The 13,787-nt window shown below is 56.2% G+C and carries 13 protein-coding genes, 4 tRNA genes and 1 pseudogene; 5 read left to right on the top strand and 13 right to left on the bottom strand.

What is annotated here, in order from left to right; all coding sequences use genetic code 11:
- Positions 1-94: 94 nt before the first annotated feature.
- From KTF55_RS08165 to KTF55_RS08150, 4 genes are all read left to right on the top strand, one after another.
- Positions 95-2,011, top strand: coding sequence for a BMP family ABC transporter substrate-binding protein (locus tag KTF55_RS08165; RefSeq protein ID WP_217108290.1), 1,917 nt, complete (start codon positions 95-97; stop codon positions 2,009-2,011).
- Positions 2,008-2,718, top strand: coding sequence for a metallophosphoesterase (locus KTF55_RS08160; RefSeq protein WP_217108289.1), 711 nt, complete (start codon positions 2,008-2,010; stop codon positions 2,716-2,718). Before KTF55_RS08165 ends, KTF55_RS08160 begins: the two co-directional genes overlap by 4 nt.
- 232 nt (positions 2,719-2,950) lie before the next feature.
- Positions 2,951-3,511, top strand: a complete 561-nt coding sequence (locus KTF55_RS08155) for an RNA polymerase sigma factor (RefSeq protein ID WP_117583099.1) — start codon at positions 2,951-2,953, stop codon at positions 3,509-3,511.
- On the top strand, positions 3,492-4,622 hold the full coding sequence (locus KTF55_RS08150) for a DUF4179 domain-containing protein (protein ID WP_217108288.1): 1,131 nt from the start codon (positions 3,492-3,494) through the stop codon (positions 4,620-4,622). The genes KTF55_RS08155 and KTF55_RS08150 overlap by 20 nt, the downstream gene beginning before the upstream one ends.
- 351 nt (positions 4,623-4,973) lie before the next feature.
- Here KTF55_RS08150 and KTF55_RS08145 read toward each other — a convergent pair whose 3' ends face one another.
- From KTF55_RS08145 to KTF55_RS08085, 13 genes and pseudogenes are all read right to left on the bottom strand, one after another.
- Positions 4,974-5,639 (bottom strand): isocitrate/isopropylmalate family dehydrogenase, encoded by a 666-nt coding sequence (locus KTF55_RS08145; protein ID WP_226790685.1) that lies wholly within the window; start codon positions 5,637-5,639, stop codon positions 4,974-4,976.
- A pseudogene (locus tag KTF55_RS08140) lies at positions 5,548-6,114 on the bottom strand (hypothetical protein). Before KTF55_RS08140 ends, KTF55_RS08145 begins: the two are co-directional and overlap by 92 nt.
- 465 nt (positions 6,115-6,579) lie before the next feature.
- Entirely contained in the window at positions 6,580-7,287 is a 708-nt protein-coding gene (gene rplA, locus KTF55_RS08135; RefSeq protein ID WP_089572518.1) for a 50S ribosomal protein L1, read from the bottom strand.
- 117 nt (positions 7,288-7,404) lie between these two features.
- The gene (gene rplK / locus KTF55_RS08130; RefSeq protein ID WP_022093893.1) at positions 7,405-7,833 is read right to left on the bottom strand and encodes a 50S ribosomal protein L11; all 429 of its coding nucleotides are present in this window, start codon (positions 7,831-7,833) and stop codon (positions 7,405-7,407) included.
- A 120-nt stretch (positions 7,834-7,953) separates the two neighbouring features.
- Positions 7,954-8,490: a transcription termination/antitermination protein NusG gene (gene nusG, locus KTF55_RS08125; protein ID WP_006234984.1), complete on the bottom strand. Its 537-nt coding sequence runs from the start codon at positions 8,488-8,490 to the stop codon at positions 7,954-7,956.
- Between the two features lie 3 nt (positions 8,491-8,493).
- Entirely contained in the window at positions 8,494-8,832 is a 339-nt protein-coding gene (secE, locus tag KTF55_RS08120; protein ID WP_117583102.1) for a preprotein translocase subunit SecE, read from the bottom strand.
- A 76-nt stretch (positions 8,833-8,908) separates the two neighbouring features.
- Positions 8,909-8,984, bottom strand: a tRNA-Trp gene (locus tag KTF55_RS08115).
- Positions 8,985-8,997: 13 nt separating this feature from the next.
- Complete coding sequence (rpmG, locus tag KTF55_RS08110) at positions 8,998-9,147, bottom strand: 50S ribosomal protein L33 (RefSeq protein WP_022093895.1); 150 nt, start codon at positions 9,145-9,147, stop codon at positions 8,998-9,000.
- Between the two features lie 291 nt (positions 9,148-9,438).
- Complete coding sequence (tuf, locus tag KTF55_RS08105; RefSeq protein ID WP_035137538.1) at positions 9,439-10,629, bottom strand: elongation factor Tu; 1,191 nt, start codon at positions 10,627-10,629, stop codon at positions 9,439-9,441.
- 96 nt (positions 10,630-10,725) lie between these two features.
- Positions 10,726-10,802: transfer RNA gene (locus KTF55_RS08100), tRNA-Met, on the bottom strand.
- A 3-nt stretch (positions 10,803-10,805) separates the two neighbouring features.
- Positions 10,806-10,881, bottom strand: a tRNA-Thr gene (locus KTF55_RS08095).
- Between the two features lie 10 nt (positions 10,882-10,891).
- Positions 10,892-10,973: transfer RNA gene (locus KTF55_RS08090), tRNA-Tyr, on the bottom strand.
- Between the two features lie 403 nt (positions 10,974-11,376).
- Positions 11,377-12,210, bottom strand: coding sequence for a MurR/RpiR family transcriptional regulator (locus tag KTF55_RS08085; RefSeq protein WP_217108287.1), 834 nt, complete (start codon positions 12,208-12,210; stop codon positions 11,377-11,379).
- A gap of 151 nt (positions 12,211-12,361) precedes the next feature.
- On the opposite strand from KTF55_RS08085, the gene KTF55_RS08080 reads away from it, so the two are divergent.
- Positions 12,362-13,780 carry a glycoside hydrolase family 1 protein gene (locus tag KTF55_RS08080; protein WP_117765108.1) on the top strand — a complete coding sequence of 473 codons (1,419 nt, stop codon included), beginning with the start codon at positions 12,362-12,364 and terminating at the stop codon, positions 13,778-13,780.
- Positions 13,781-13,787 lie beyond the last annotated feature (7 nt).

Raw genomic sequence — 13,787 nt, 5'->3', positions numbered from 1 at the left:
AACCACCGCAAAGGGGACAGGCACCTTTCTGGTGGTTTCGCATCGTGGTACCATGGTTCATATCGTTGTTTAAACGACTAAGGGAGTAGACACCATGGAAGAGGCCTATCGTCAAGCACGCAAGCGCGGCGAGCAGGGACGCCGTCGCGCCATCAGCCAAAGCGAGCACCCGTACCTTACGGACCTCGATAGCCTCGTTGCCCAGCTCCCCTTAGGTCAGCGAGAGAGCGTCGGCCTAAGGGACATTCCGCTCGAAATGGTCGTCGGCACGGTTACCAAGGGCCGTCAGTCAGCCTTTTCGTGCAACTTTATGCCCCTGTTGCCATTTAGCACCGAGTTCGCCCGCAAGTGGTCCAACCTCTATGACATCCAGGTGACCGAGGGCTATCGCGACCCCATCATCGTCACCGAGTTCATGCATCGGTTCTACGTCCAGGAGGGCAACAAGCGCGTCAGCGTCCTCAAATTCCTGGACGCCCCGACGGTTTCGGCCAAGGTCACCCGCCTCTACCCCGGCACATGGGATTCCGTCGAAAGTCGCCTGTACGGCGAGTTCTGCGCGTTTTGGCGCGTCTGCCCCCTATACGAGATTGAGTTCTCGCGCGAGGGAAGCTATGAGACGCTCGCCAAGATGCTCGGCCAGGACCTTGTCGAAAAGTGGCCACAGAAAAAGGTCGACTACCTGCGCCACACCTTCCTACTCTTTAAACGCGCCTACCTGCGCGCCGGCGGCGACCATCTGGACATTACGCCCGCCGACGCCATGCTCGTCTACCTCAATGTTTACAACCAGGACCGCCTGCTAGATACGCCGACGGATATCGTCGTAAACCGCCTGTGCAAGATTTGGCGCGAGCTGGTCATTGCCGGCAAAAATGACGAGGACAAGGTCAGTCTTGTCGAAGCGCCGAGCGTCGATGAGGAAGAGGCGCCCGCCAAGTCCACCTCCGGCGTGCTCAACTTCTTTATGGGCAAGACTGTCTACTCGGCGGCCAACCCCCTGCGCATCGCCTTTATCCATGAATTCCCCTGTGCTACGTCGAGCTGGGACAGCCTGCACGACCAAGGGCGTCAGTATCTCGACGAGCACTTTGGCGGCATCGTGCGCACCGAGGCATTCGAGGACTGCCACGGTCCAGACGTGTTCTACGCCGCCGTGGAAACGGCTGTCAAACACGGAGACAACGTCATCTTCTCGACCTCGCACCGCCTGATGGAATATACGCTCAGGGCTGCCGTTGAGTATCCCCAGGTTCGGTTCCTCAACTGCTCTATCGGCCTTCCCCACCAAAGCGTGCGCTCGTATTTTGGAAAGATGTACGAGGCCAAGTTCCTCCTGGGCGCCCTTGCGGCCAGCATGGCAGACAACCATCGCATTGGCTACCACGCGTCCGTCTTTGCGTCGGGCGCGCTTAGCGAGATCAACGCCTTTGCAATTGGCGCCTCGCTGCTCGACCCCCGCGCGCAAATTATCCTGACCTGGGGCGATGTGCCCGCCGGCGGTCTTGCCGAGGCCATGTGCCGCGAAGGCGTGAGTGTTATGACCGGCGCTGACATGTCCAAGTCGCTGGAGGACCCCACGGCCTACGGACTTCACCGCCTGGTCGATGGCAAGGTCGTCGGCACCGCCATGCCGGTATGGAACTGGGGCCGTTACTACGAGCTTATCGTGCGAAGCCTGCTGCATGGCACCTGGGATGAGACCAGTGACGACAGCCAGGTTCGCGCCGTCAACTACTGGTATGGTATGAGCTCGGGCGTCATCGACATTCGCTACGCTCCGGGCCTGCCCTATCAGACGCGCAAGCTTGTTCAGCTGCTCCGCAATGGCATCGTCGAGGGCTCCATCAATCCATTTGGCGGCGAGCTCCATAGCCAAGACGGCGTGGTGCAGATCGAGGGCTTTCCCCCACTGCCGAGCACGCAAATCGTCGAGATGGACTGGCTGGCCGACAACGTGGTGGGCGCCATTCCGCAACTCGATGATGAGCCGAAGGTCCGCGCCCTATGAAAATCCTTGCCATAGCCGATACCGAAGAACGATGCCTATGGGAGTGCTTTCGCAAGGAACGCTTTGAGGGTGTCGACCTGATTTTGTCCGCTGGCGACCTGGACCCGGACTATCTTGAGTTTTTGGTTACGGTCATCAACAAGCCGCTCATCTACGTGCGCGGCAACCACGATGACCGCTACGCACGTCATGCACCGGGCGGCTGTATCTGTGTCGAAGACACCGTGTACGTGTATCGCGGCGTCCGCATTGCGGGGCTTGGCGGCTCCATGCGCTATCGAGACGGTGCCAACATGTACACCGAGCGCGAGATGACCAAGCGTATGCGCAAGCTGTCCCGCAAAGTGAGGATGGTCGGCGGCTGCGACATTCTGCTTACCCACGCGCCCGCCGCCGGCGTGGGCGATCTGGATGATCTGCCACATCGAGGATTCGAATGCTTCAACACAGCGCTCGAATCCTGGAACCCCGACTACATGGTGCACGGGCATGTGCACCAATGCTATGGTCGCGACTTTCAGCGCGAGCGTCGGCATGCATGCGGGACAACGATCATCAACGCCTGCGGCTATATGCAGTTTGAGCTAGATGAAGCGCGCTACCCCATCCGTGGCTGGCAGGCAGCCTGGCTCAATTCGCAAACCATGCGCCGCGAGCTCAAGCGCCACGAGGCAATCGAGTCCTCTACCGCCAGAACCCCCTGGTAACTGCCAACAACCACCACGAAGGGGATAGGCACCTTTATGGTGGTTTTGCTGACTCGTCCGACCTGTCCATCACGGTGCTTGTGTAATTAACGAGAACACTCATTGTTTTGTAAGGACGGCGCTCACGTGCCGTCTTTTTTTGTCAGCTTATGCAGTCTCGACCGTGTTGTATGTAGAGGGACCTCGCGAGACGCCTTCCCTATATCCACCACGACCAATTGGAGGTGACACTATGCCTGCACGCCGTAACCGCAATAGCACGCTCCGATGCGATGCCGATCAGATCGAGCGGGAAGCAAAGCGCTTGGTCGACACGTATTCCGACCTCATCCTTCGATTGTGCTATTCGGCCCTTGGATCCGCTGACGACGCTCAAGACATCTGCCAGGACACGCTGATCAAGATTCTCCAACGCACTCAACCGTTCGACTCGCTCGAACACGAACGTGCTTGGGTGATCCGAGTCGCACTGAACGCATGTCGCGATATCGGCCGTACGCACGCGAATCACCCGGTTGTCGACCTCGATTCGCTCCCCGATTTCTGCGCACCCGTAACACATACCGAGCAAGAATTCGCGCAACGCGACTGCGCCATTCTTTCCGCTGTCACGGCCCTGCCTCAAGCACAGCGCATCGCCATCTTTTTGCACTACTACGCAGGCATGAGCATCAGGGAAATCGCAGACGCCGTTCACGCGACGCCAGCTGCAACCGCCCAGCACCTTAGCCGCGGACGTGCGTCACTTCGGCTTTCCTTGAAAGGAGACCACAATGACTACGAATTCGAATGACTATCGCCACGCCCTGGAGCACATTTCGTTTACCGATAATGCGAAGCAGCACATGGCAAACTCGATTGCTCAGTCCGTCGCCTCAAGCGATGCGGCGACCGCTCAAAGCAACTTTAATGGCACGCGACGCAAGCCGCGCATCGCCCGCCATCCCGTAAGAACAGTCGCTCGCATTGCCGCTGTAACGGCAGTCCTCGCTATCGTCATTGGAGGCGCTGGCACGGCTATGGCAACAGGCGTCCTGCCGCTTCCTTCTGACATGCTTTCCGACATCTTTGACGGACCTGCTTCTCAAACCGAGATCATCGACCGTATTGGCCGGCCCGTCGGTGCTAGCTGCTCCAACAACGGAGTCACCGTGACCGCCGACGCCATCATGGGCGACAAGGATATGGTTACCATCGCCTATACGCTTACGTTCGACGATCCCGCTGCCCTGAAAAAGCTTTCCGAGCCGGGCGAGAACGGAACTATCGCCGGAAGTGTCGATGGAAACGTATACGTTGATGGCGAGCATGGCGGCCAAGGCCAATCATGGCTCATTGACAAGAACCCCAATGACTCCAGCATTCAATACTTTGCACAGTTCAGCGTTGAATCATCCGGCCTTATGGGCAGGACCGTCCGCACGCATATCAACTCTCTCGTTGTGCCACGTGCTGGCAAAGAGCTTCCCGAGTATAAGAAAATACTTACGGGCCCATGGGATCTTAAGTTCCAGCTGAATTACGAAGATACATCCGTTACGATTCCCGCGCCCAAATCGGTCAACTTTAACGGCACCAAGGCGACGATTCAAGAGGCCACCGTATCCTGCGTTGGCGTTTCAGTCCGCTACAACATAGATCGTTCCATCGAACACGACAACAACAGCGGCAAGATGTCTCAAAACATGGAGGAGTCTATGGATGCCGTTGGCAACATACCCCTCATCGTGACGTTCAAAGACGGTCATGTTGAGGACGCAACCAGCCACAGCGGCTATTTCGCAAATAAACTGGATAACGGCACCACTGATGTCCACAAGACCTGGCCGTTCTCGCAAGTTTGTGACACAGACAAGATTGCAAGCGTACAAATTGGCGATACGGTCATTCCCATGAATTCGTAACGCTACGCGGCTCGTATATGCACCCGGTTCCGCACTTCGCGTCTAAAGATGCGCTGTCATCGAGCAGCGTGAGCGCAAGGCCGCCCGTATGGTCGGCTGGGAACACCTCGTTGCGCTAAAAACCACCACGAAGGGGACCGGCACCTTTGTGGTGGTTTTGCTGACTCGTCCGACCTGTCCCAACGGTTTGTCTCAATCTGTAACAGGTAGGGCCCAAATAATCGGTTAGCTGTTACAGATCGAGACAGACCACGGATGCTCAGCCGAAAATCTCAATCTGTAACAGGTAGGAACGATTTTGCCCCTTAGATGTTACAGATTGAGATATTTGACAGCTTGAATCGGCATCGCCTACAGCGCGGCGACGACCTTGTCGCCCATCGTCGTGGTGCCGAGGATCTTATCTGCCGGGGTGTTGACATCGGCGATGTCACGGGTGCGCCAGCCCTCGTCGAGCACGCGCGCCACGGCGCTCTCGATCCACGCGGCTTGCTCGCCCATGTCGAGCGCGTAGGTCAGCAGCATCGCCACCGACAAGATTTGAGCCAGCGGATTGGCCACGCCGAGCCCCGCGATGTCAGGAGCGCTGCCAGCGCTCGGCCCAAACAGCGATACGCCATCATCCAGCGAGGCAGAGGCAAGCATACCGAGCGATCCGGTAATCTGAGCCGCCTCATCGGACAGGATGTCGCCGAACATGTTCTCCGTCACCACGACGTCAAAGTCTGCCGGTCGACTGATGAGCTGCATGGCGGCGTTGTCGACGAGCAGGTCCTCAAGCTCCACGTCGGAGTACTCCTCGTCTTGCACGCGATGCACGATCTCGCGCCACATGCGGCTCGTCTCCAGCACGTTGCGCTTATCAACGCTCGTCACCTTGCCGCGACGTTTGCGCGCCGCCTCAAATGCCTGGCGCGCAATGCGCTCAATCTCGTACTCGCGATACTCCATCACGTCGACCGCACGCTGACCGGCCGCACCCGCAGCGCCCGCGCAGGTCACGGATGCGGGCGCCAAAGTCCCACGGCATGTTGTAGCCCATCGTATCGGGGATGTTCACGACCGTGGCACCGGCCTTTACGGCCGCCTCGATAATGCGCACCAGAAACTCCTGATCGGAGCGGCCGGCATCCTCGGCATAAAACTCAACATCGTCAACGAACTTGCGAGCATGTTTGACGGCATGGATCGCTCACTCAATTGCCCTTTCCTCAGTCATATGGAGCTTGTCGCGCAGGTAACTGGTGCTCACACCCAGCCCTGTATGGATACGGGGCCTCTGGGCCGTTTTGAGCGCCTCTGCAGCCACTTCGATATCCCTGTCGACAGCGCGCGTCAGGCCGCATACCGTGCATCGGTCGCCCGCAATCTTGCCAATCTCCTGTACGGAGCGAAAGTCACCAGGACTCGAGATGGGAAAGCCCGCCTCGATAACGTCCACGTTCATGCGCACCAGCTGGCGGGCGATGAAGAGCTTTTCCTCGGTATTCATGCTGGCGCCCGGCGACTGCTCACCGTCGCACAGGGTGGCGTCAAAGATTGTGATTTTGCGGCTTATATGTTCCTCCTGATTGACCGTTTTATGACAGATGGCTTTCAGGAGAGAGAGAAGGCCTAGAGATAGAAAAATACCCGTGTCGCTCATCACGCCTGAAAGCGGCAGACGATAGCGCACCCGGGTACAACAAATCGTTATAGCGAGATTACAACCCTAGCGCGCTATCCAATCTAGTAGCGCTAGGCCTAGGAGCTGTTGCGTGTTCTTAAACATGTTGGGCTCCCTTCGGCCTCGGGTAGTACTACATCGCGCTAAAGTACAACACAAGTAAAACCACCACAAGGGTGCCTGTCCCCTTCGTGGTGGTTTCGTTGACTCAAAAGCAAAAGACCCGGTCCTGCACGAGGCAGAACCGGGTCTCTTTAGCAATGCTTGCTTTGCTCAGGCAGTAACTGTTAGTTACTCAGCCAGGAAGTCGCGCTGGATAGCGGGATCGACCTTGACGCCAGGGCCCATGGTAGAAGACACGGAGATGGACTTGACGTACTTGCCCTTAGCAGAAGAGGGCTTGACGCGCAGGATCTCGGTGTACAGGGCAGCGTAGTTCTCGACGAGCTGCTGCTCAGAGAAGGACTTCTTGCCCAGGGGCACGTGGCAGATGCCGTAGCGGTCGGCGCGGTACTCAACGCGGCCAGCCTTGAGCTCGGAGACCATCTTGGCGACGTCCATGGTCACGGTGCCGAGCTTGGGGTTCGGCATGAGGCCACGGGGACCAAGGATCTTACCGATGCGGCCAACCTTGGCCATCATGTTCGGCGTAGCGATAGCGGCGTCGAAGTTGATCTCGCCCTTCTGAATCTGGGCGACAAGCTCGTCGGAACCGATGATGTCGGCGCCGGCAGCCTCAGCCTCGCGGGCCTTCTCGCCCTCGGCGAAGACGGCAACACGAACGGTCTTGCCGGTGCCGTGGGGCAGGGAGATGGAACCACGGATGTTCTGGTCAGCCTTACGAGTATCGATGCCCAGACGGAAGTGGGCCTCGACGGTCTCGTCGAACTTGGCGGTGTCGAGCTCCTTGATGAGCTTGGCAGCCTGAAGGGGGGTGTAGAGCGTGGCGCGGTCGATCTTCTCGGCAGCGGCGTTATAGCTCTTACCATGCTTAGCCATGTGCATTACCTCCTGTGGTTAAACGGGCGTGAGCCCTCCCACATCGTATCGTGTGCCCTATTGCACACATATAACGGGCACCCCGGTCGGAGCACCCGTCATTACCTAAAGAAATCGCTACTCAGCGATGGTGACGCCCATGGAGCGGGCGGTACCGGCGATGATCTTCTTGGCGGCGTCAATGTCGTTGGCATTGAGGTCCGGCATCTTGATCTCGGCGATCTTGGTGAGCTGCTCCTGGGAGAGCTGACCGACCTTGTCGGCCTGAGGCTTAGCGGAACCAGACTTGAGGTTCAGCTCCTTCTTGATGAGGTGAGCCGCCGGCGGGGTCTTGGTGATGAAGGAGAAGGACTTGTCCTCGTAGACAGAGATCTCAACGGGGATGATGTCGCCCTTCTTGTCCTGCGTCTCGGCGTTAAAGGCCTGGCAGAACTGCATGATGTTCACGCCAGCAGCGCCCAGGGCGGGGCCGACGGGAGGAGCGGGGTTAGCTGCACCAGCAGGAATCTGGAGCTTAATGACGTTGGCAACCTTCTTCTCAGCCATGGTCATTCCTTTCGAATCACGAGTGTGAAGTACTTGCTATATCGTAAGCACGCACGTGTTAGAAGCACTCCTGAGATGAGCAGTCACAGAAGAAGCACGCTCGCGCGAACGGACGAAAACTTAAGCGATGACAGCGACCTGGTTAAAGTCGAGCTCGACCGGCGTCTCGCGGCCAAAGATCATCAGCGTGACCTTGAGCTTGCCAGCCTCGGTGTTAACCTCGGAGACCTTGCCATCAAAGTCGGTAAGCGGGCCATCGGTGACGCGGACGGACGTGCCGACCTGAATATCGACCGAGGTGCGCTTGGGCGAATCGCCCTTACCGGGACGACGAGTCATCTTGTTGTACTCGTCGCGGGAAAGCGGAGCGGGCTTACCGTTGCCGCCCAGGAAACCGGTGACGCCAGGCGTGTTACGAACGCACGTCCAAGCATCGTCATCCATCTCCATGCGGACCAGGACATAACCCGGGAAGATCTTGGAATCCTTAGTCTCGCGCTTGCCACCCTCTTTAATCTCGGTGACGCGCTCCATAGGAATCTCGATATCAAAGATACGGTCCTGCATGCCCATGGTCTCGATGCGATGCTCGAGATCGGACTTAACGCGGTTCTCGTATCCAGAGTAAGTGTGAACGACGTACCAACGCTTAGACATGGTTTAGCCCCTCAATCCAGAGAACAGAGCAAGAGCCTCGCCAAAGCCAGCATCGAGCAGAGCGATGACGACGCCGACGACGATCAGAGAAGCGCAAACGACGACCGAGTAGTTCACGAGCTCCTTCTTATCAGGCCACGTGACACGCTTCATCTCGGACTTGACCGAAGCGAAATACTTCTTGGTGCGGGCGAAGAAACCAGGCTTCTCGTTCTTCTTGGACTTCGCAGCCTTCTCGTTCTTCTTGGCAACGGCCTTCTTGGCCTCAACCTTGGAGTTGGCAGCAGCGTTGTTGGCAGGTGCCGGCTGCTGAGCCTTCTTCTTGTTCTTCTTGTTGGCCATTTGGGTTACCTCCGCGCAATGCGCTTATACATGAGTAAACCGTAAGCCCCCAAGTGGGAGCTTACGGAATAATGACTGGCACGCCAGGAAGGACTCGAACCCTCAACACTCGGTTTTGGAGACCGATGCTCTACCAATTGAACTACTGGCGTATGTGACTAGAGACTAGCGAGTCTCTTTGTGCAGCGTGTGGTGACGGCACCAGGGGCAATACTTCTTGATCTCCATACGATCAGGCATGGTCGACTTGTTCTTGGTGGTCGTATAGTTGCGGCGCTTGCACTCAGTGCACGCAAGAGTAACTAGAGTACGCATGTATCCTGAACCTTTCATTTCCGCCCCGTACGGGCACGAGTTGATACTTTATCAGCTCTACGTAAGTGCTGTCAACGAAAACCTCGAGTCAATTGGTTCTCGGTGGATCCATTCATATTTGAAACACATCAATGAAGCCAACGAGAGCTAATCGATCCCTCACGCTCGGCTTAAGGGCGAGCAAAGGGGCGAGCAAAGCGCAATCGGCAGGGAACAAGCCCCCGCGTAGAAAAGAACCCGGCACCCATATAAGTGCCGGGTTCTCTAAGTCAGCTATATCAGAGAGCTAATTTACTCAATGATCGTGGAGACGATGCCCGAACCGACGGTGTGGCCACCCTCGCGGATAGCGAAGCGCAGGCCCTCCTCCATGGCGATCGGGTGGATGAGGTCGCCCTCGATGGTGATGTGGTCACCAGGCATAGCCATCTCGGTGCCCTCGGGGAGCTTGACCGTACCAGTAACGTCGGTGGTACGGAAGTAGAACTGAGGACGATAACCATCGAAGAACGGGGTGTGACGGCCGCCCTCCTCCTTGGTCAGAACGTAGATCTCGCCGGTGAACTTGGTGTGCGGGGTAACCGAACCGGGCTTGCAGAGAACCTGGCCGCGCTCGATGTCCTCACGCTTGATGCCGCGAAGCAGCAGACCGACGTTGTCGCCAGCCTCGCAGAAGTCCATGGACTTACGGAACATCTCGATACCGGTAACAACGGTGTTCTGGGTATCCTTGATGCCGACGATCTCGACGGGCTCGTTGAGCTTGAGCTCACCGCGCTCGACACGGCCGGTAGCAACGGTACCACGGCCGGAGATGGTCATAACGTCCTCAACGGCCATCAGGAACGGGAGGTCGTTGTTACGAGCAGGCGTCGGGATGTACTCGTCGACGGCCTTCATGAGCTCGCGGATAGCATCCATCCACTTGGCGTCGCCCTCGAGAGCGCCCAGAGCGGAACCACGGATGACGGGGATATCGTCGCCGGGGAAATCGTACTCGGAGAGGAGCTCACGGGTCTCCATCTCGACGAGGTCGATAAGCTCGTCATCGTCGACCATGTCGCACTTGTTCAGGAAGACGACGATGTAGGGAACGCCGACCTGACGGGCGAGCAGGATGTGCTCGCGAGTCTGAGCCATGGGGCCGTCGGTAGCGGCGATGACCAGGATAGCGCCGTCCATCTGAGCAGCACCGGAGATCATGTTCTTGACGTAGTCAGCGTGGCCCGGGCAGTCAACGTGAGCGTAGTGACGGGCAGCAGTCTCGTACTCGACGTGGGAGACGGAGATCGTAATGCCGCGCTCGCGCTCCTCGGGAGCCTTGTCGATGTTCTCGAACGCAGTGAAGTCAGCCTTGCAGCCCTCGGTCTCGGAGAGAACCTTGGTGATGGCGGCGGTCAGCGTGGTCTTGCCGTGGTCGACGTGACCAATGGTGCCGATGTTAACATGCGGCTTAGTGCGCTCAAACTTCTCTTTGGCCATAAAGCCCTCCTCTAAACAGGTCGTCCCCGGACGGGACTTTGCCTTTATACCATAGTGGCCTCTCAACATACTATTGAGAAGCCACCGTGTTACCTATGGTAGCGGTGACTGGATTCGAACCAGTGACGCCACGGGTATGAACCGTGTGCTCTAACCAACTGAGCTACACCGCCGGATGGAGCCTGCAACCAGACTTGAACTGGTGACCTCTTCGTTACCAACGAAGTGCTCTACCGACTGAGCTATACAGGCACTTGACGGGTGGGAGCTATAGGATTCGAACCTATGTAGGCAGAGCCAACGGGTTTACAGCCCGTCCCCATTAACCACTCGGGCAAACTCCCAATCGTGCAAGTATCCGCAGGTTCTTTGGTCTTTTGGACCGCCGCCCCCGCGAACGAAAAAGATAATACGATGCAACCTTGGGGGCTGTCAACGAAAACCTCTAGATACACGGTTCCGGGCGTATCTATAGCCCCGCGACCTGCGGTTTTGTTGAGTTTAGATATGAAGAACGGTGGATTTGGCTGCGCTGGTGCCATTTCCCGAGGGAACACTTTGTCACGGTGGAGTACGTCTGCAGCATTGACCTTCGATAACGACCCTCTCGCACTATTACATAGGTCGCGATCGGGCTTTTCCGGCACGATCGAGCGTGGATAATCTCCCACTTTTAGCGCGGCCCTAAGGCCAAAGCGGCAGATTATCCACGCTCATTCTCCAGGCGGGAGAACTAAAGAGCCGCAACTACTCGGGCCAGGCCAAAGTAGACCCATAGAGCGGCTCCCCCTTGGTGCAGGGGTAGCGACTCAAGTAACACGACGATAGCAAGTCGAAGAAATAAGTCATGGCGTATTTCGAATAAACGCCGAGTCGGTCAATTCCGTTTCCTGCATTACCAAGACGATATACACGGTCAAAAGACCTCGATTTGTCATCGTTGCTAAACGCAGTAATTAGAATCTTCCTGCCCGAACGGCACTCAAGATACTCACGCGCCTGTGACACAAATAGCCCGGAGACCGATACGAGAATTATCAATGACTGCGAAGCGTCTCCCATGTTTTTCAATTCCGCGACGTTAGCCCCAGCAACTATGCGAACTATCTTGCCCGCATAAAACATTTCCTGCTGAAATCGTACGAGATTGGCGCTCACATTATTGGTGCACCAGATTTCAACGTTTTTATGGCCATCAATTTCGTCGGCAAGGTGCTTAATAGCGATATCGGACACGCCGCTTTCGACCTCAGCGAACATCTCGATCATGCGAACGTCGAGCTCTGCCCTGTACTCCTCGTAGCCAAATTCCTCCTCTCGATGGCTTAAGTCGCTTGGAAAGACTGATTGAGTAAATGATTCTTTCAAATCGCTAAGAGACTGGTAGCCCAATCGATTGCAGAAACGACGAACAGCGGAACGGGTCACGAATGCATCGCGGGTTATTGCGGCAACATTGATTTCGCTCGAACGCCTAATGTGAGCGATGAGATATCGAGCGATGGCGGCATCGTTTGACCCAAACTCGCTGTTGATGATGGAGCTAATGCGATTGAGCACATCGAAGTCATTGATATTCACGTGATCCCTCTTTCCGCTCTCCTCGATATTATGGTTCATTTATTGAATCAAACAGCTTTGGTCGTTCTCCTATGATTCAAATCAGTTGACGTCATCTTAATCGTAATTCCGTCACACGTATCCACCGTGTTGAATGATGGAAAGGGGATTCATGGGCAACGTGAACAACATGCCGTTTCTCTGGGGTTCCGCCACGGCGTCTTATCAGTGCGAGGGTGCCTGGAACGAAGACGGCAAAGGCCTCGGCGAGTGGGATTTCTTTAACCACACAAGCAATAAGAACATCAACCATGTTGACGGTGATGTATCTTGCGACTTCTACCATCGCTATGAAGAAGATATCCGCATGATGAAAGAAGGCGGACAAAACACCTATCGCTTCTCTCTTTCATGGAGTCGAATCATCCCCACGGGTATCGGCGAAGTGAATGAAGAGGGTATCGATTTTTATAATCGAGTCATTGATTGCTGCCTCGAAAATGGCATAGAGCCCAACGTTACGCTGTTCCATTACGATCTGCCATTCACGCTTGCTTGCAAAGGCGGATGGCTGAACAACGACATGGCAGAGTGGTTCTGCAAATACGCCAAGATTTGCTTTGAGCGCTTTGGAGACCGCGTCAAAATCTGGGCTACCGTTAACGAGCCGCATTTCTACAGCTACTGCGTAAACATGTTGGGCAACTATCCCCCCAATCGATCGCTCGACGTTCAGTCGTACATGCAGTTTCAATACAACCTGATGCGCGCAAGCGCACTCGCAGTCCGAGCATATCGTCAAATGGGCTACGACGGCATCATCGGCGCCGTCCACGATGGCGGCGTTGTCGAACTCGACCCGGCAACCGAGCACCCTGATGACGTATTTCGATACGCAGACTTTTTCGCCAATCGCATGATTCTGGCACCAGCGCTTCAGGGTCAACTGCCGCCAGAAATGGACGAAATCCTTGAAAAACTTGGCGTCTCGCTCTATCGATCCCCAAATGACGTAGAAGAATTCAGAGACGGTAAAGTCGATTTTATTGGACTCAACGTGTATTGCCGAGAGTATGTAACCGACTGGCACGGTGGAGAGCTTGCCGTTTCGGCGAACAATAAGGGCGGTTCGAGCAAAAAGGTCGAAGGAAAATGCATTGCGCCCTTGTTTGAAAGCGCCCGCGACAGCAATGTTCCCCGCAATAAATGGGGCCGCGAAATACTCCCAAGTTGCATGTATTCAACCATCATGGATGTCCACGAGCGCTATGACGCGCCCCGCATCTTTATTACGGAAAACGGACATGGCGCCTATGAGCAACCAGACGCAGACGGAATGATCCACGATGATGACCGCATCGAGCTTCTGGGCCAGTTCATCGAGCACATGATGAGGGCTAAGCGCGACGGCGCGCGCGTTGAGGGCTACTACCTCTGGTCGACGATGGATCTGTATAGCTGGATCAACGGCTACGAAAAACGATACGGACTTGTCCATATCGACTTCGAGAACAATCTGGAGCGCACCCCCAAAAAGAGCTGGTATTGGTACCGAGACCTTATCTCGAAGTATCAGGAGCAGGAAGGTTAGGAGAAAG

Source organism: Collinsella sp. MSK.8.10, assembly GCF_019041915.1.
Classification (GTDB): domain Bacteria; phylum Actinomycetota; class Coriobacteriia; order Coriobacteriales; family Coriobacteriaceae; genus Collinsella.
The sequence above is the reverse complement of the archived record's forward strand: the minus strand, read 5'-3'. Positions and strand labels throughout refer to the sequence as shown.

Excerpts from the sequence above, each read along its gene's own strand:
- KTF55_RS08155 (WP_117583099.1), top strand. The coding sequence starts at position 2,951 with ATGCCTGCACGCCGTAACCGCAATAGCACGCTCCGATGCGATGCCGAT.
- KTF55_RS08165 (WP_217108290.1), top strand. The coding sequence starts at position 95 with ATGGAAGAGGCCTATCGTCAAGCACGCAAGCGCGGCGAGCAGGGACGC.
- secE (WP_117583102.1), bottom strand. The coding sequence starts at position 8,832 with ATGGCCAACAAGAAGAACAAGAAGAAGGCTCAGCAGCCGGCACCTGCC.
- KTF55_RS08160 (WP_217108289.1), top strand. The coding sequence starts at position 2,008 with ATGAAAATCCTTGCCATAGCCGATACCGAAGAACGATGCCTATGGGAG.
- tuf (WP_035137538.1), bottom strand. The coding sequence starts at position 10,629 with ATGGCCAAAGAGAAGTTTGAGCGCACTAAGCCGCATGTTAACATCGGC.
- KTF55_RS08080 (WP_117765108.1), top strand. The coding sequence starts at position 12,362 with ATGGGCAACGTGAACAACATGCCGTTTCTCTGGGGTTCCGCCACGGCG.
- rplA (WP_089572518.1), bottom strand. The coding sequence starts at position 7,287 with ATGGCTAAGCATGGTAAGAGCTATAACGCCGCTGCCGAGAAGATCGAC.
- nusG (WP_006234984.1), bottom strand. The coding sequence starts at position 8,490 with ATGTCTAAGCGTTGGTACGTCGTTCACACTTACTCTGGATACGAGAAC.
- KTF55_RS08150 (WP_217108288.1), top strand. The coding sequence starts at position 3,492 with ATGACTACGAATTCGAATGACTATCGCCACGCCCTGGAGCACATTTCG.
- rplK (WP_022093893.1), bottom strand. The coding sequence starts at position 7,833 with ATGGCTGAGAAGAAGGTTGCCAACGTCATTAAGCTCCAGATTCCTGCT.
- rpmG (WP_022093895.1), bottom strand. The coding sequence starts at position 9,147 with ATGCGTACTCTAGTTACTCTTGCGTGCACTGAGTGCAAGCGCCGCAAC.